Origin of the sequence: Acidocella sp. MX-AZ03 (assembly GCF_027626035.1) — a bacterium.
Lineage (GTDB): Bacteria > Pseudomonadota > Alphaproteobacteria > Acetobacterales > Acetobacteraceae > Acidocella > Acidocella facilis.
Genome location: NZ_CP110774.1, coordinates 2,156,209 through 2,172,139 on the forward strand (window position 1 = coordinate 2,156,209; position 15,931 = coordinate 2,172,139).

A 15,931-nucleotide genomic window follows, 5' to 3' on the forward strand; every position below is an offset into this window, starting at 1 on the left:
TCACTTCACCCAGATGAAGAGGCTGACGAAGACCAGCAGGCCGATCAGCATGACGAAGGCGTAGAGCGCGATGGAGCCGGTTTGCAGCTTCACGGCCTGGGCGGAGGCATCAGAGGTGATCGCCGCCAGCCCCTTGGGCACGCCGTCAATCACCTGCTCATCGCCGACGCGCCAGACGAATTTCGCCAGCTTCAGCGAGGGCCGCACCAGCAGCGCATCGTAGAGCTCGTCGAAATACCACTTGTTCAGCAGGAACTTGTAAACCGGCGAGAAGCTTTGCGAGAGCCGGCCCGGCAGCGAGGGCACCAGCAGGTAGAAGAGCACCGCAACCAGAATGCCGAAAATACCGACCAGCAGCGGCGCCATTTTCGCGAGCGCCGAGATGTCCTCCATGTGGAACATGGCGGAGTTCGCGGCCACCGCGATGGAGCTGCCCCAGAAGCTCTGGAAGTTGGCGCCGATGAAATCCGGCTTCAGCGCGATGCCGGAACCGAACGCGCCGATGGCCAGGAACAGCAACGGCACCAGCATCACCGCCGGGCTTTCATGCACATGGTCCTGCACATGCTTGGGCGCGCGGACTTGCCGGTGAAGACCAGGAAGAACAGGCGCGAGGTATAGAAGGCGGTCAGCCCGGCGGCAGCGGTACCGCAGACCCAGCCATAGGTGCCCATGCCGGTATGCGCGGCCAGCGCCGCATCCAGGATCGCATCCTTGGAGTAATAGCCCGAGAAAGGCGGGATCGCGATCAGCGCCAGCGAGCCGATCAGCATCATCGCGCAGGTGAAAGGCAGTTTGCCCGCCAGACCGCCCATCAGCCGGATATCCTGCTCGTCGGACATCGCATGGATGACGGAGCCGGCGGAGAGGAAGAGCAGCGCCTTGAACAGAGCGTGGTTGATGAGATGAAACATCGCCACCGGGTAGGCGCCGACACCGGCGGCCAGGAACATGTAACCCAGCTGCGAGCAGGTGGAGTAGGCGATGACGCGCTTGATGTCGTTCTGCACGCAACCGATGGTGGCGGCGAAAAAGGCGGTGGTGGCGCCGATGAAGGTGATGAAGCCCATCGCCTCCGGGGCCAGATTGATCAGCGGCGACATGCGCACGATCATGAACACCCCGGCCGCGACCATGGTGGCGGCGTGGATGAGGGCGGAGATCGGCGTCGGGCCTTCCATCGCATCCGCCAGCCAGGTGTGCAGGACAATCTGCGCGGATTTACCCATGGCACCGATGAAGAGCAGGAAGGCGATGATCTCCAGCACCGGCAGCGAGGTGCCGAACAGCGTGTAATGCTGGCCGGCATGCGCGGCGGCACCGGCGAAGATCACATCGAACTGCGTGCTCTGGAAGGTGAAATAGACCAAGGCGATGCCGACGGCGAAGGCGAGATCACCCACGCGGTTGACGATGAAGGCCTTGATGGCGGCATCGTTGGCGGCTTTGCGGTCATACCAGTAATTGATCAGCAGGTAGGAGACGAGGCCGACCCCTTCCCAGCCGAAGAACAGCTGCAGCAGGTTATTCGCCGTCACCAGCATCAACATCGCGAAGGTGAAGAGCGAGATATAGGACATGAAACGCTGCGGCGTCTTGTCATGCGCCATGTAGCCCACGGAATAGATATGGATGAGCATGGAGACCACGCTCACCATCAGCACCATCACCAGGCTCAGCTGGTCCTGCCGCAGCGACCAATCCGGGGTGAAGCCGCCGACATGGAACCAGGTAGCGAGATGCAGCGGCGCCTGCACCCCGGCCCGGTAGGCCAGGATGGCGAACAGCGCCGAGACCAGCATGAAGGCGACGCTGGCCCCCAGCGACGCGGCACGCCCGATGAAGGGGCGGGCGATGCCCGCGAGAATGGCGCCGACCAGCGGCGCGAAAACGGCAATCAAGGTGAACATGTTCAGCCCTTCATCAACGTCACGTCCTCGACCTCGATCGAGCCGCGATTGCGGAAATAGATGACCAGGATGGCGAGACCGATCGCCGATTCAGCGGCGGCGACGGTGAGCACGAACATGGTGAAGACCTGGCCCACCATGTCATGCAGCGCGCCGGAGAAGGCGACGAAGTTGAGATTGGCGGCGAGCAGGATCAGCTCGATCGACATCATGATGACGATGATGTTCTTCCGGTTCATGAAGATGCCGAAGATGCCGATGACCAGCAGCATCGCCGAGACCACCAGATAATGCGACAGCGGTATGAGCATTACAGCGTCTCCTCGTGAGTCTGCTTGGCCGGCAGCGCGGCACCCTGGCCGAGCGGGGCGTTGACCAGGGCCAAAGTCTGCTTCGGATCGCGCGCATGCTGCGCGCTGAGATTCTGATGCAGCGAGCGCTTGCGGTCGCGGTGGGTGAGCACGATCGCGCCGATCATCGCCACCAGCAGCACGATGCCGGAAAGCTGGAACACCGGCAGGTAGGAGGTATAGAGCAGATTGCCCAACGCCACCGAGCTGGTGACATTATCCGGGTGGGGAACATCCGATCCGCACCGCCCGCCGGGGCGATCGCCCAATTGCCGGCGATGAAGGCCAGCTCGATGAACATGATGAGCGCCACGAGCGCGCCCACCGGCGCATAGCGCTGGAAGCCTTCGTTGAGGGCGACGAAATCCACATCCAGCATCATCACCACGAAGAGGAAGATGACGGCGACGGCGCCGACATAGACGATGGCGAGGATGAAGGCCAGGAACTCCGCCCCGGTGAGCAGGAACAGCACCGCCGCATTCACGAAACCGAGAATGAGGAAGAGCACGGCATGCACCGGGTTGCGGCTGGTCACCACCATCACCGCCGAAGCCAGCAGGATTAAGGAGAAGAGATAGAAAGCGAGATTTGCGATCATGTGCTTGGGGCCCTTACCGGTACGGCGCGTCCAGCTCGAGCCGCTTGGCCAATTCCGGCTCCCAACGGTCGCCATTATCCAAGAGCTTCGCCTTGTTATACATCAGTTCCTCGCGCGTTTCGGTCGCGAACTCGAAGTTCGGGCCTTCGACGATGGCATCGACCGGGCAGGCTTCCTCGCACAGGGCGCAATAGATGCACTTGGTCATGTCGATATCGTAGCGCGTGGTGCGGCGCGAGCCATCCTCGCGCGGCTCGGCCTCGATGGTGATGGCCTGGGCCGGGCACACCGCTTCGCACAATTTGCAAGCGATGCAGCGCTCTTCGCCATTCGGGTAGCGGCGCAGCGCGTGCTCACCCTTGAAGCGGGCCGAGGTGGGGTTCTTTTCGAACGGGTAGTTGATGGTCGCCTTGGGCCGGAAGAAATAGCGCAAGGTGATGCCCAGGCCGCAGAGAATTTCCCACAGCACCAGGCCCCATGTCCAACGCAGGACCTTGTTCATGATTGCGCTCCCTTACGCATGCGCCAGCAGGCCGGAATATTCCATCACGCCCGCAACGAGGACGAGATAGACGAGCGAGATGGGCAGGAACACTTTCCAGCCCAGCGCCATCAGTTGATCGTAGCGCAGGCGCGGCAGCGTGGCGCGCACCCAGACGAAAACGAACAGGCAGATGAGCACTTTGAAGATGAACCAGAGCGGCCCCGGGATCATGGTGAAGGGCGCGAACGGGATCGGCGAGAGCCAGCCGCCCAGGAAGAGCGTGGTCGTCATGCCGCTGATCAGGATCATGTTGGCATATTCGCCGAGGAAGAAGAGCCCGAAGGACATCGAGCTATATTCCACGAAGAAGCCGGCGACGATTTCCGATTCACCTTCCGCCAGATCGAACGGGGCGCGGTTGGTTTCCGCCAGGCCTGAGATGAAGAAGATGATGAACACCGGGAAGAGCGGGATGGCGAACCAGAGATGCTTCTGCGCCAGCACGATATCGTTGAGGTTCTGGCTGCCGGCGAGGATCAGCACCGTCACCATCACGAAGCCCATCGAGACTTCGTAGGAGACCATCTGCGCCGCCGAGCGCAGCGCGCCGAGGAAGGCGTATTTGGAATTGGAGGCCCAGCCGGCGATGATGATGCCGTAGACGCCAAGCGACGAGACCGCGAAGAGATAGAGCACGCCGACATTGATGTTGGCGATGGCCCAGCCATTATTCACCGGCATCACCGCCCAGGCGATGATGGCGAGGCCGAACGTGATCATCGGCGCCAGGATGAACAGCACCTTGTCCGAGCCGGTCGGCAGGATGGTTTCCTTCATCAGCATCTTGATCGCGTCCGCGAAAGGCTGCCAGAGGCCGAACGGGCCGACCACGTTGGGGCCCTTGCGCAGCTGGATGGCGCCCATCACCTTGCGCTCGAAATAGGTGAGGTAGGCGACGCCGATCAGCAGCGGCACCACCAGGGCCAGGGTTTTCAGGAGCGTGAGGATCACGATCCCGGTATCGGTATCCCAGAACGGCATGGTCATTCCGCGGCCTCCGCGAGGGCAGGATTAAGGGCGGCCACGCAGGCGGCCATGGTCGGGCTGGAGCGGCTGATCACGTCGGTCTGGTAGTAATTCGCCAGAGCCGGGTGAAGGGGGCATCGCCCAGCGCGCCGTAGCTGGCGGGGCGGCCGTATCCGTGCCCGCGAATCGGCGGAATTCTTGCCCAAACACCGGGTAATTGGCTTTCAGATGCGCGCGCAGCTGTTCCAGAGTGTCGTAGGGCAGCGCGTGGCCTAGATAGGCGGAGATGGCGCGCAGAATGCGCCAATCCTCACGTGCATCGCCCGGCGGCTTTACCGCGATATAGGCGCTCTGCACCCGACCCTCCGTGTTGACGTAGGTGCCATCTTTTTCGGTGTAGGCGGCACCGGGCAGGATGACGTCCGCGCGGGAGGCCCCGGCATCGCCGTGATGGCCCTGATAGATCACGAAGCTGCTGTTGGGGATGTTGCGCACGGCCTCGTCATCGGCGCCGAGCAGCCAGAGCACGTCGGCGGCACCGCCCAGCATCGCCTGGGCGCTGAGGCCGTTGGTGCCGGGCAGCAAGCCCAGATCCAGCGCGCCAACGCGGGAGGCCGCGTGCTGCAGCACGTTGAAGCCATGCCACTCGGCATTCAGCATGTTGAACTGCGTGGCCAGCTTCCAGGCGGTGGCGTGCAAAGCCGCACCATCCGGCCGGGCCAGCGCGCCGGCGCCGATGATGAGCATCGGCTTGGCCGCACCCTTCAGCACTTCGGCGAATTCATGCGTGCCGTCCAGCAGCGCCTGCAAGGCCGCCGGGCCTTCGCCCAAATGCGTGGTCTTGTAGGTGAGATCGGCGTTTTCGCCGATCACGCCGACCTGGAATTTGCCCGCCAGCCAGCGCTTGCGGATACGCGCATTCAGCACCGGTGCCTCATGGCGCGGATTGCTGCCGATGATCAGCAGCGCATCCGCTTCCTCGATGCCGGCGATGGTGGTGTTGAAGCTGTAGAAGGCGCGCTTCGAAACATCATAGGCGGCGCCATCAATCCGGCAATCGATATTGGCCGAGCCCTGCCCCGCCATGAATTCCTTCATCGCCAGCATGGATTCGACATCCGCCAGATCACCGACCAGCGCGCCGATCTTCTCGGGTGCCGTGGCTTTGATCTTGCCGGCGATGGCGGCGAAGGCTTCTTCCCAGCTTGCCGGGCGCAGCTTGCCGTTTTCGCGAATCCAGGGACGATCCAGCCGGCGGCGCTTCAGCCCATCGACGGAGAAGCGGGATTTATCGCCCAGCCATTCCTCATTCACCTCGTCATTGATGCGCGGCAGAATGCGCAGCACTTCCGCGCCGCGCGCATCAATGCGAATGTTGGAGCCGAGCGCGTCCAGCACGTCGATGCTGTCGGTCTTGCGCAGCTCCCAGGGGCGGGCGGTGAAGGCATAGGGCTTGCTGGTCAGCGCGCCGACCGGGCAAAGATCGATGATATTGCCGGAGAGTTCGGAAGTCAGCGCCTTCTGCACGAAGGTGCCGATCTGCGTGCTCTCGCCGCGGAAGGTGCCGCCCAGCTCCGCCGTGCCGGCCACCTCGGTGGTGAAACGCACGCAGCGTGTGCAATGGATGCAACGCGTCATCGTGGTGCGCACCAGCGGGCCCCAATCGGGCTGCGCGACGCTGCGCTTGTCTTCCTCGTAGCGCGAGGTGTCGCGACCATAAGCCACGGCTTCGTCCTGCAGATCGCACTCGCCACCCTGGTCGCAGATCGGGCAATCCAGCGGATGGTTGATCAGCAGGAATTCCATCACGCCGCGCCGGCCCTTGCGGACCATCTCGCTATCGGTGTGCACCACCATGCCATCCGCCACTGGCTGGCCGCAGGAGGCGACAGGCTTCGGCGGCATCTTCTCGATTTCGACGAGACACATGCGGCAATTGCCGGCCACCGAAAGCCGCTCATGATAGCAGAAGCGAGGAATTTCGATCCCCGCCGCCTCGCAGGCCTGGATCACGGTCGAGCCGTTGGGGACTTCGACCTCGATGCCATCGATTGTGAGCTTGGCCATGGCTTACTCCGCCGCCTGCGCCGCCACCGGCGGCTGATAATCGGTCGCGCGGGCTTCCACCTCGGGGCGGAAGGCGCGCATCATGCCCTGAATCGGCCAGGAAGACGCCTCGCCGAAGGCGCAGATCGTGTGGCCCGCCACCTGGGTGGTCACCTGCTCGAGCAGATGAATATCCGCCAAAGTCGCTTTATTCTGCACGATGCGATCCATCTGGCGCATCATCCAGCCGGTGCCTTCGCGGCAAGGGGTGCATTGGCCGCAGCTCTCATGCTTGAAGAATTTCGAAAGCCGCCAGATCGCCTTCACCACGTCCACGGATTTATCCATGACGATGATGGCGCCGGAGCCCATCATGCTCTTGGACGCCGCCAGGCTGTCGAAATCCATCAGCTGGGTGTCGCACATCGCCTTGTTCAGCACTGGGGAGGAGGCGCCGCCAGGGATGACGGCGCCGAGATTATCCCAGCCGCCGCGCACGCCGCCGGCATGTTTCTCGATCAGCTCGCGCAGCGGAATGCCTAGCTCTTCCTCGACATTGCAGGGATTATTCACATGGCCGGAGATGCAGAAGATCTTGGTGCCGGCATTTTTCGGCTTGCCCAGGCCCGCGAACCAGGCGCCGCCACGGCGCATGATCGTCGGCACGCCGGCGATGGTCTCGACATTATTCACCGTCGTCGGGCAACCATACAGCCCCATCGCCGCCGGGAAGGGCGGCTTCATCCGCGGCATGCCCTTTTTGCCTTCCAGGCTCTCCAACATCGCGGATTCCTCCCGCAGATGTAGGCGCCGGCGCCACGCTGCAGCACGAGGTCAAAATCCCACCCCGAACCTGCCGCATTCTTGCCAATTAAACCCGCTTCATAGGCTTCGTCGATCGCGAATTGGAGGCGCTGGGCTTCGTTGTAATACTCGCCGCGAATATAGATGAAGGCCTTGTTCGCCCCCATCGCGAAAGAGGCGATCAGCGCGCCTTCGATCAGCTTATGCGGTTCGTTGCGGATGATGTCGCGATCCTTGCAGGTGCCAGGCTCGGATTCGTCGGCATTGATGACGACGTAGGACGGGCGGCCATCGCTCTGCTTGGGCATGAAGGACCATTTCATGCCGGTGGGAAAGCCAGCCCCGCCACGCCCGCGCATGCCCGAGGCTTTCATCTCCTCGATCAGCGCATCGCGGCCCTTGGCGATGATCTCGGCGGTGCCGCTCCAATCGCCCCGGGCGCGGGCGCCGGCAAGTTTCCAATCCTGCTGGCCGTACAGGTTCTGATAGATGCGGTCTTCATCTTTCAGCATCGGCTCACTCCCCGGCGGTTGGGTTGGAGGTCAAAGAGGTCAGCCCGGCGGCGGGCGCGGAAGAGGCCCGCCCGCCAAGCGAGCCGGCCGGCGGCAAGGGCTTGCCCGCCTTCAGATCGGCCAGCAGCGCCTCGACGCGCTCGGCATTCATGTCCTCATAATAATCGTCGTTGATCTGCAAAATCGGCGCGTTCACGCAGGCGCCGAGGCATTCCACCTCTTTGAGCGTGAACAGCCCATCCTCGCTGGTGCCGCCGAAATGGGCGACGCCGCTGGCCTTCTTGCAGGCGGAGACGATGTCATCCGAGCCGCGCAGCCAGCACGGCGTGGTGGTGCAGACCTGCAGATGATATTTGCCGACCGGCTTCAGATTGAACATCGTGTAGAAGGTCGCGACCTCATACACGCGCATCGGCGAAACCCCGAGGATTTCAGCTGCAACATCCATTGCCGCGCGCGGCAGCCAGGCGGAGCCGGTCTGCTCGCCCATCTGGCGCTGCGCCAGATCGAGCAGCGACTTCACCGCGCTCATCTGCTTGCCCTCGGGATATTTCTTGATCGCCTTCTGCACCAACTTCATGTTGGCGTCGGTATAGGCGAAGCTGGTCGGTTCTGCGTGATTGATGCTCACCGGTCGATCTCACCAAAAACAATGTCGAGCGATCCGAGGATCGCCACCATGTCGGCCAGCATATGGCCTTTGCACAGCCTGTCCGCGGCCTGCAGATGCGCGAAGCCGGTGGAGCGGATCTTGCAGCGATAGGGCCGGTTGGAGCCATCCGCCTGCAGATACACGCCAAACTCACCCTTCGGCGCTTCCACGGCGGTGTAGGTGGCACCGGCGGGAACGTGATAGCCTTCGGTATAGAGCTTGAAGTGATGGATCAAAGCTTCCATCGAATGCTTCATCTCGGCGCGCGTCGGCGGGGTGATCTTGCGATCCTGCACCTTGATCGGCCCCGGTTTCATTTTCGCCAGCGCCTGCTTGACGATTTTCACGCTCTCGCGCATCTCGGCCATGCGCACCAGATAGCGGTCGTAAGAATCGCCATGCTTGCCGACCGGAACATCGAATTCCACCTCGGCATATTTGTCGTAAGGCTGGGCGCGGCGCAGATCCCACGCCACGCCAGAGCCGCGCAAAGACGGGCCGGAGAAGCCCCAGGCCAGCGCTTCATCCGCCGAGATCACGCCGATATCGACGAGACGCTGCTTGAAGATGCGGTTGCCATTCAGCAGGTTTTCCATCTCATCGATGAATTTCGGATATTCATCGGCCCAGGCCGCGATATCCGCTTCCAGCCCTGCCGGCAGATCCTTCGCCACCCCACCGGGGCGGAAATAATTCGAGTGGAAGCGCGCCCCGGAGGCCCGCTCATAAAATTCGAGGAGCTTTTCCCGCTCCTCATACATCCACAGGCTCGGCGAAATCGCGCCGCAATCGAGCGCGAAATGACCAATGGCGAGCAGATGGTTGAGCACGCGGGTCAGCTCCGCGAACAGCACGCGAATCCATTGCGCCCGCTCCGGCGCCTGCACGCCCAGCAGCTTTTCGGTGGCGAGCGCGAAAGCATGCTCGCAGCCCATCGGCGAGACGTAATCCAGACGGTCGAAATACGGCACCGCCTGCATATAGCTCTTATACTCGATCAGCTTTTCGGTGCCGCGATGCAGCAGCCCGATATGCGGATCGCAGCGCTCGATCACCTCGCCATCCATCTCCAGGATCAGACGCAACACGCCATGCGCGGACGGATGCTGCGGCCCGAAATTGATGGTGTGGCTATCGACCTCGAAAATCTTGGTCTTCGCGACGGCCTCGCTCATGACCGGCTCCTGTTCACCTTCTCATCGCCGGGGAGCAGGGTCATGCCTTCCCAGGGCGAGAGGAAATCGAAATTCCGGAATTCCTGCGTCAGTTTAACCTTGTCGTAAACCACAGCACGGCGCTCATCGTCATAATGCACTTCGACATAGCCGGTGAGCGGGAAATCCTTACGCAGAGGATGACCCTCGAACCCGTAATCGGAGAGGATGCGACGGTGATCAGCCAGCCCGTTGAAGCGAATGCCGAACAGATCCCAGACCTCGCGCTCCCACCAGCCGGCGACCGGCCAGATATCGGTGACGGAGGCCACTTCGGCCGCCTCATCGGTGGAGAAGATCACGCGCACGCGCTGATTGCGGGTGACGGAGAGCAGGTTATAGACCACCTCGAAACGCTGCGCGCGTTCAGGATAATCCACGGCGCAGATATCCATCACCTGCTGGAATTGGAGCTGGTCACGCAGGGCCAGCAGCAGCGCATGGGCGGCCTCGCGTGTGGTGAGGATGATCGCCTCGCCCAGCGCGCGCTTCACCTCATGCGCCCCGGCAGCGCGCTCAGCCCCACCAGAATGTCATCGACCGGCGCGGCAGGCGCCTCGGTCTGAATGTCGGTTTCTTCAGCCACGCAGCACCGTCCCCGTCCGCCGGATCTTCTTCTGCAATTGCATGATGCCGTAGACCAGCGCCTCCGCGGTGGGCGGGCAGCCCGGCACATACACATCCACCGGCACGATGCGGTCGCATCCGCGCACGACGGAATAGGAATAATGGTAATAGCCGCCGCCATTGGCGCAGCTGCCCATCGAGATCACCCAGCGCGGCTCGGGCATCTGGTCATAGACCTTGCGCAGAGCCGGGGCCATCTTGTTGGTCAGGGTGCCGGCGACGATCATCACGTCCGACTGGCGGGGCGAGGCGCGCGGGATAATGCCGAACCGGTCGAGATCATATTTCGGCATGTAAGCGTGGATCATTTCCACGGCACAGCAGGCCAGGCCGAAGGTCATCGGCCAGAGGCTGCCGGTGCGCGCCCAGTTCACCACCTTGTCGATATTGGCGACGATGAAGCCCTTGCCGGCGAGCTCTCCGGTAATGCCCTTGATCACCGCATCCTGCTCGGCCCCAGGCGGCAGCGCCTCCCGGTTCCAGGCGATGTCAGCATTGTTTGGCGCAGTGCTCATGGCTTTATTCCCAATCCAAGGCGCCCTTGTTCCACTCATAGATGAAGCCGACCGTGAGCACCGCCAGGAAGGCCATCATCGACCAGAACCCGACCAGCCCGATATGGCCCAGCGACACCGCCCAGGGGAACAGAAACGCCACCTCGACATCGAAGATCACGAAAAGAATGGCCACCAGGTAAAAGCGCACATCAAAACGCCGGCGGGCATCGCCGAACGCCTCGAAGCCGCACTCATAAGCCGACAGCTTTTCAGCATAGGGTTTCTGCTTCCCGGCCAGCAGCGAGCCGGCGATGAAAGCAACGCCCAGAATAGCGGCGAGGGCGACGAAAATGAGAATCGGAAAGTACTGAGCCAGGTTCAGCTGCACTTGTGCTCATCTCCTTGATCGCGCCGGCATAGCCAAAACGGCCAACCGTAGTGGATTATTACCCGCCGTGTCGCACCGCAACAGCCTGCGGTCAACCCCGCCCCAAAATGGACAGCCATGCTGCGCAAACGCGTGAAGACCGCACGAAATCGCACGGCGCATCGTAACCTTATTCAATTTTAGGAATAATGAAAATCTTTGCCGAAGCAAGCTTTGCCGGAGCAAGGAATGGCGCGAGTGACGGGGCTCGAACCCGCGACCTCCGGCGTGACAGGCCGGCGCTCTAACCAACTGAGCTACACCCGCGTAAGGCGTGGCGGCGATGTACTTGGCATTGAAATCAGCGTCAAGCGTATGACATCGCGTTTGCGCAAATTACTGTGGATATTTTCGCGGCGAGGTTTGCCGAAATGATCCATAAGCGTTGTTTCGTATAGGCGGTGACGGTTTCGAACCGCCGACCCTCTCGGTGTAAACGAGATGCTCTACCGCTGAGCTAACCGCCCCCATACGAAGCGGGGGAATGGATGAAACACCATCCATTCCCGGTTCAGGCCAGGCCTGAATTAGTTGACGGCGTCTTTCAGCGTCTTGCCGGGCTTGAAGCGCACGGAAGTGGAGGCCGGAATGTCGATCTCCTCGCCGGTGCGCGGGTTGCGGCCCTTGGAGGCCTCACGCTCGGCGGTGGCGAAGGTGCCGAAACCGACCAGGCGAACCTCTTCCTTCTTCTTCAGCGTCTTCTCGATCGCACCGAACACGGCATCGACCACTTCCGCGGCCTTCGCCTTGGACAGATCGGCTTCCTCGGCCACGGCGGCGATCAGATCATTCTTGTTCACGGGCAAAACTCCCTGTTGTCGGGTTGGGTGTGACGGGCTTGTCCGCAAACAGCGCGGGCAGTCCACAAAAAAGAGTGGCGCGCGGTCATAACCAAATCGCGCGCCACCCGTCAAACGCTTGGGTTTGCTTAGTGCGGGAGAGAGGCGCTCACCTCGCCATCCGGCGCCTTCGCCAGCTCCTCCGGCGCTTCGTCCCACTCGATCGGCTCAGGGGCGCGCACCAGCGCCTTGCTGATCACCTCATCGACATGGCTGACCGGTAGGATGGTCAGGGATTTCTTCACATTCTCAGGGATTTCAACGAGATCCTTCTCGTTATCCTTGGGGATGAAGACGGTGGTGATGCCGGCGCGCAGGGCCGCCAGGAGCTTTTCCTTCAGGCCGCCAATCGGCAGAACCCGGCCGCGCAGGGTGATTTCGCCGGTCATGGCGATATCCTTACGGATCGGTATGCCGGTGATCGCGGAGACGATGGAGGTCGCCATCGCGATGCCGGCCGACGGGCCATCCTTCGGAGTCGCGCCTTCCGGCACGTGCACATGGATGTCGCGCTTATCGAAGAAAGGCGGCTTGATGCCGAACTGGGTGGCGCGCGAGCGGATATAGGAATAGGCCGCCGCCACGCTTTCCTTCATCACATCGCCGAGCTGGCCGGTCTGCTTGATGCCGCCCTTGCCGGGCAGCAGCACACTCTCGATGGTCAGGATCTCGCCGCCCACCTCGGTCCAGGCCAGGCCGGTGACAACCCCCACCATGTCCTCCGCCTCGGTCTCGCCGAAGCGGAATTTCGGCACGCCGGAGAATTTCTGCAAATTCTCCTTGGTGATCTTCACCTTCTTGGTCTTGGCGGTGACAATCTCCTTCACCGCCTTGCGGGCCAGGGTCGCCAGCTCGCGTTCCAGGTTACGCACGCCGGCCTCACGCGTATAGGTGCGCACCAGCTCGAGCATGGCGTCGTCGGAGACGGACCATTCATCCTTCTTCAACCCATGCGCCTCGCCCTGCTTGGGCAGCAGATGGCGCTTGGCGATCTCCACCTTCTCATCCTCGGTGTAGCCGGGGATGCGGATGATCTCCATGCGGTCCAGCAGCGGCTGGGGCATGCGCAGGCTATTGGCGGTGGTGACGAACATCACGTCCGAGAGGTCGTAATCCACCTCCAGATAATGGTCGGCGAAGGTGGAATTCTGCTCCGGGTCCAGCACCTCCAGCAGGGCCGAGGCCGGATCGCCGCGCCAATCCGCGCCGAGCTTGTCGATCTCATCCAGCAGGAAGAGCGGGTTGGAGGTCTTCGCCTTCTTCATGCCCTGGATGATCTTGCCCGGCATGGAGCCGATATAGGTGCGGCGGTGACCACGGATTTCCGATTCGTCGCGCACCCCGCCCAGCGACATGCGCACGAATTGCCGCCCCGTCGCCTTGGCGATGGATTTGCCCAGCGAGGTCTTGCCGACGCCGGGCGGGCCGACCAGGCAGAGGATCGGGCCGCGTACCTTCGGGCTGCGCGCCTGCACCGCCAGATATTCGACGATGCGCTCCTTGATCTTGTCCAGGCCGAAATGCTCCTCGTCGAGCAGCTTCTCCGCCTCGATCACGTCATTCTTGATCTTGCTGCGCTTCTTCCAGGGGATGCCGACGATCCAGTCCAGATAATTGCGCACCACCGTGGCTTCCGCGCTCATCGGGCTCATCGAGCGCAGCTTCTTCAGCTCCGCCAGCGCCTTCTCGCGCGCTTCCTTGGAGAGCTTGGTGGCCTTGATCTTTTCCTCAAGCTCGGCAGTCTCGTCCTTGCCGTCCTCGCCCTCGCCCAGCTCCTTCTGAATCGCCTTGAGCTGCTCGTTGAGGTAATATTCGCGCTGGGTCTTCTCCATCTGCCGCTTCACGCGGTTGCGGATCTTTTTCTCGACCTGCAGCACGCCGATTTCGGATTCCATATGGTTGAAGACGCGCTCCAGCCGCTCCGCCGTGCTGTCCAGTTCCAGCAGCTCCTGGCGGTCGGAAATCTTCAGCCCGAGATGGCTGGCGACCGTATCGGCCAGCTTCGAGGGGCTTTCGATCTGGTTGACCGAAACCAGCACCTCCGGCGCGATCTTCTTGTTCAGCTTGATATATTGCTCGAACTGCGCGACCACGGTGCGGCCCAGCGCCTCGACCTCCTTGGCCTCGTCGCCGCGATCCTCGATCGGCTCGGCCACCACCTCGAAGAAATCCTCGGTGGCCTTGAAATCGGTGATTTTCGCGCGGCGCAGACCTTCCACCAGCACCTTCACGGTGCCGTCCGGCAGCTTCAGCAGCTGCAAAATCGTGGAAACGGTGCCGACACGGTAGATATCATCGGCCGCCGGGTCGTCCTGGGCGGCGTTTTTCTGCGCGACCAGCAGGATCTGCTTGTCTTCCTTCATCACGCTTTCCAGCGCGCGCACGGATTTTTCGCGCCCCACGAAGAGCGGCACGATCATGTGCGGGAACACCACGATATCGCGCAGCGGCAGCACCGCGAGGGTCTCTGTGGGCGATCCGGGGTCTTTAACGTCAGACATATATATATTCCTTAGGTCTGTCGGCTGCCCTCAACAGGCACAGCGCGATGCGCCGTCTTTTACGGCCACATTCGACATATCGGCAGGTGAGCAGGCCCCTGCAAGCCCGCTTCACGGCGAGGCTTGCAAGGCAGAAGCGCCTCAGGAGGCGTTTTCGGCCCGGGTCTCGGAGTAGAGATAGAGCGGCTCGGCGCGGCCTTCGGCCACCTCGCCGGAAATCACCACCTCGGAGACGCCTTCCAGGCCCGGCAGGTCGAACATTGTGGCGAGCAGGATGCCTTCCATGATCGAGCGCAGCCCGCGCGCGCCGGTCTTGCGCTTGATGGCGCGGTTGGCAACCACTTTCAGCGCATCCTCGGTGAAGGTGAGCTTCACCCCCTCCATCTCGAACAGCCGGCCATATTGCTTGACCAGCGCGTTCTTCGGCTTGGTGAGAATCTCGATCAGCGCCGCCTCATCCAGATCCTCCAGCGTGGCGACCACCGGCAAACGGCCGATGAATTCCGGGATCAGGCCGAATTTCAGCAGATCCTCCGGCTCCACCTCGCGCAGGATGGCACCCATGCGGCGCTCATCCTGGGAGCGGACATCCGCGCCGAAGCCGATGCCCGAGCCCTTGCCGCGGGCGGAGATGATCTTCTCCAGCCCGGCGAAGGCGCCACCGCAGATGAACAGGATATTGGTGGTGTCCACCTGCAGGAATTCCTGCTGCGGATGCTTGCGCCCGCCCTGCGGCGGCACGCTGGCCACGGTGCCTTCCATGATCTTCAGCAGCGCCTGCTGCACGCCCTCACCGGAGACATCGCGGGTGATGGAAGGATTGTCCGACTTGCGGGAAATCTTATCCACCTCGTCGATATAGACGATGCCGCGCTGGGCGCGCTCGACATTATAATCGGCGGCCTGCAGCAGCTTGAGGATGATGTTCTCCACATCCTCGCCCACATAACCGGCCTCGGTCAGCGTCGTCGCATCGGCCATGGTGAAGGGCACGTCGAGGATTCGCGCCAGGGTCTGGGCCAGCAGCGTCTTGCCCGAGCCGGTCGGCCCGACCAGCATGATGTTGGACTTCGCGATCTCGACATCGTTGCTCTTGGTCGCGTGAGAGAGGCGCTTGTAATGGTTATGCACCGCCACCGAGAGCACGCGCTTGGCATGCATCTGGCCGATGACATAATCGTCGAGCACCTTGCAGATCTCACGCGGCGTCGGCACGCCGTCGCGCGTCTTCACGAGATGCGTCTTATGCTCCTCGCGAATGATATCCATGCACAGCTCGACGCATTCATCGCAGATGAACACGGTCGGGCCGGCAATGAGCTTCCGCACCTCATGCTGGGACTTGCCGCAAAAGGAGCAGTAAAGCGTATTTTTTGTGTCGCCCGATTTACTGGTCATAGTCACTCCACAACCCGCGTCTTAGCTGAAAAGACTAATCCCC

Annotated in this window: 13 protein-coding genes, 2 tRNA genes and 3 pseudogenes; all 18 read right to left on the reverse strand. The window is 62.1% G+C overall.

Features of this window, described 5'->3' with window-relative positions; genetic code table 11:
* Positions 1–1,910, reverse strand: a pseudogene (nuoL, locus tag GT370_RS11950) (NADH-quinone oxidoreductase subunit L).
* 2 nt (positions 1,911–1,912) lie between these two features.
* Complete coding sequence (gene nuoK, locus GT370_RS11955) at positions 1,913–2,221, reverse strand: NADH-quinone oxidoreductase subunit NuoK (protein ID WP_008494402.1); 309 nt, start codon at positions 2,219–2,221, stop codon at positions 1,913–1,915.
* The gene (locus GT370_RS20885) at positions 2,221–2,457 is read right to left on the reverse strand and encodes a hypothetical protein (protein WP_333489934.1); all 237 of its coding nucleotides are present in this window, start codon (positions 2,455–2,457) and stop codon (positions 2,221–2,223) included. Before GT370_RS20885 ends, nuoK begins: the two co-directional genes overlap by 1 nt.
* The gene (locus tag GT370_RS11960; protein ID WP_333489935.1) at positions 2,385–2,861 is read right to left on the reverse strand and encodes an NADH-quinone oxidoreductase subunit J; all 477 of its coding nucleotides are present in this window, start codon (positions 2,859–2,861) and stop codon (positions 2,385–2,387) included. Before GT370_RS11960 ends, GT370_RS20885 begins: the two co-directional genes overlap by 73 nt.
* A gap of 13 nt (positions 2,862–2,874) precedes the next feature.
* Complete coding sequence (gene nuoI, locus GT370_RS11965) at positions 2,875–3,363, reverse strand: NADH-quinone oxidoreductase subunit NuoI (RefSeq protein WP_008494399.1); 489 nt, start codon at positions 3,361–3,363, stop codon at positions 2,875–2,877.
* Between the two features lie 12 nt (positions 3,364–3,375).
* Complete coding sequence (gene nuoH / locus GT370_RS11970) at positions 3,376–4,386, reverse strand: NADH-quinone oxidoreductase subunit NuoH (protein WP_008494398.1); 1,011 nt, start codon at positions 4,384–4,386, stop codon at positions 3,376–3,378.
* Between the two features lie 2 nt (positions 4,387–4,388).
* Positions 4,389–6,438: pseudogene (nuoG, locus tag GT370_RS11975) on the reverse strand (NADH-quinone oxidoreductase subunit NuoG).
* A 3-nt stretch (positions 6,439–6,441) separates the two neighbouring features.
* Positions 6,442–7,733: pseudogene (gene nuoF / locus GT370_RS11980) on the reverse strand (NADH-quinone oxidoreductase subunit NuoF).
* Positions 7,734–7,737: 4 nt separating this feature from the next.
* Positions 7,738–8,364 carry an NADH-quinone oxidoreductase subunit NuoE gene (gene nuoE, locus GT370_RS11985; RefSeq protein ID WP_008494395.1) on the reverse strand — a complete coding sequence of 209 codons (627 nt, stop codon included), beginning with the start codon at positions 8,362–8,364 and terminating at the stop codon, positions 7,738–7,740.
* Positions 8,361–9,560, reverse strand: coding sequence for an NADH-quinone oxidoreductase subunit D (locus GT370_RS11990; RefSeq protein WP_008494394.1), 1,200 nt, complete (start codon positions 9,558–9,560; stop codon positions 8,361–8,363). The genes nuoE and GT370_RS11990 overlap by 4 nt, the downstream gene beginning before the upstream one ends.
* Positions 9,557–10,093: an NADH-quinone oxidoreductase subunit C gene (locus tag GT370_RS11995; RefSeq protein ID WP_234731038.1), complete on the reverse strand. Its 537-nt coding sequence runs from the start codon at positions 10,091–10,093 to the stop codon at positions 9,557–9,559. Before GT370_RS11995 ends, GT370_RS11990 begins: the two co-directional genes overlap by 4 nt.
* A gap of 84 nt (positions 10,094–10,177) precedes the next feature.
* On the reverse strand, positions 10,178–10,741 hold the full coding sequence (locus tag GT370_RS12000) for a NuoB/complex I 20 kDa subunit family protein (protein WP_026439729.1): 564 nt from the start codon (positions 10,739–10,741) through the stop codon (positions 10,178–10,180).
* A 4-nt stretch (positions 10,742–10,745) separates the two neighbouring features.
* Positions 10,746–11,111, reverse strand: coding sequence for an NADH-quinone oxidoreductase subunit A (locus GT370_RS12005; protein WP_008494391.1), 366 nt, complete (start codon positions 11,109–11,111; stop codon positions 10,746–10,748).
* 229 nt (positions 11,112–11,340) lie between these two features.
* Positions 11,341–11,417, reverse strand: a tRNA-Asp gene (locus tag GT370_RS12010).
* A 128-nt stretch (positions 11,418–11,545) separates the two neighbouring features.
* Positions 11,546–11,617 (reverse strand) — tRNA-Val (locus tag GT370_RS12015).
* Positions 11,618–11,677: 60 nt separating this feature from the next.
* A complete protein-coding gene (locus tag GT370_RS12020) occupies positions 11,678–11,956 on the reverse strand; it encodes an HU family DNA-binding protein (RefSeq protein WP_035179664.1) in 279 nt (92 codons plus the stop codon).
* A gap of 122 nt (positions 11,957–12,078) precedes the next feature.
* Positions 12,079–14,490: an endopeptidase La gene (gene lon, locus GT370_RS12025; protein WP_039885187.1), complete on the reverse strand. Its 2,412-nt coding sequence runs from the start codon at positions 14,488–14,490 to the stop codon at positions 12,079–12,081.
* A 141-nt stretch (positions 14,491–14,631) separates the two neighbouring features.
* The gene (gene clpX, locus GT370_RS12030; RefSeq protein ID WP_008494387.1) at positions 14,632–15,888 is read right to left on the reverse strand and encodes an ATP-dependent Clp protease ATP-binding subunit ClpX; all 1,257 of its coding nucleotides are present in this window, start codon (positions 15,886–15,888) and stop codon (positions 14,632–14,634) included.
* Positions 15,889–15,931: the final 43 nt, after the last annotated feature.

Bases quoted from the DNA above. Each gene is read 5' to 3' on its own strand.
- GT370_RS12000 (WP_026439729.1), bottom strand. From the start codon at position 10,741: ATGAGCACTGCGCCAAACAATGCTGACATCGCCTGGAACCGGGAGGCG.
- GT370_RS11960 (WP_333489935.1), bottom strand. From the start codon at position 2,861: ATGATCGCAAATCTCGCTTTCTATCTCTTCTCCTTAATCCTGCTGGCT.
- nuoI (WP_008494399.1), bottom strand. From the start codon at position 3,363: ATGAACAAGGTCCTGCGTTGGACATGGGGCCTGGTGCTGTGGGAAATT.
- GT370_RS11990 (WP_008494394.1), bottom strand. From the start codon at position 9,560: ATGAGCGAGGCCGTCGCGAAGACCAAGATTTTCGAGGTCGATAGCCAC.
- nuoH (WP_008494398.1), bottom strand. From the start codon at position 4,386: ATGCCGTTCTGGGATACCGATACCGGGATCGTGATCCTCACGCTCCTG.
- lon (WP_039885187.1), bottom strand. From the start codon at position 14,490: ATGTCTGACGTTAAAGACCCCGGATCGCCCACAGAGACCCTCGCGGTG.
- clpX (WP_008494387.1), bottom strand. From the start codon at position 15,888: ATGACCAGTAAATCGGGCGACACAAAAAATACGCTTTACTGCTCCTTT.
- nuoK (WP_008494402.1), bottom strand. From the start codon at position 2,221: ATGCTCATACCGCTGTCGCATTATCTGGTGGTCTCGGCGATGCTGCTG.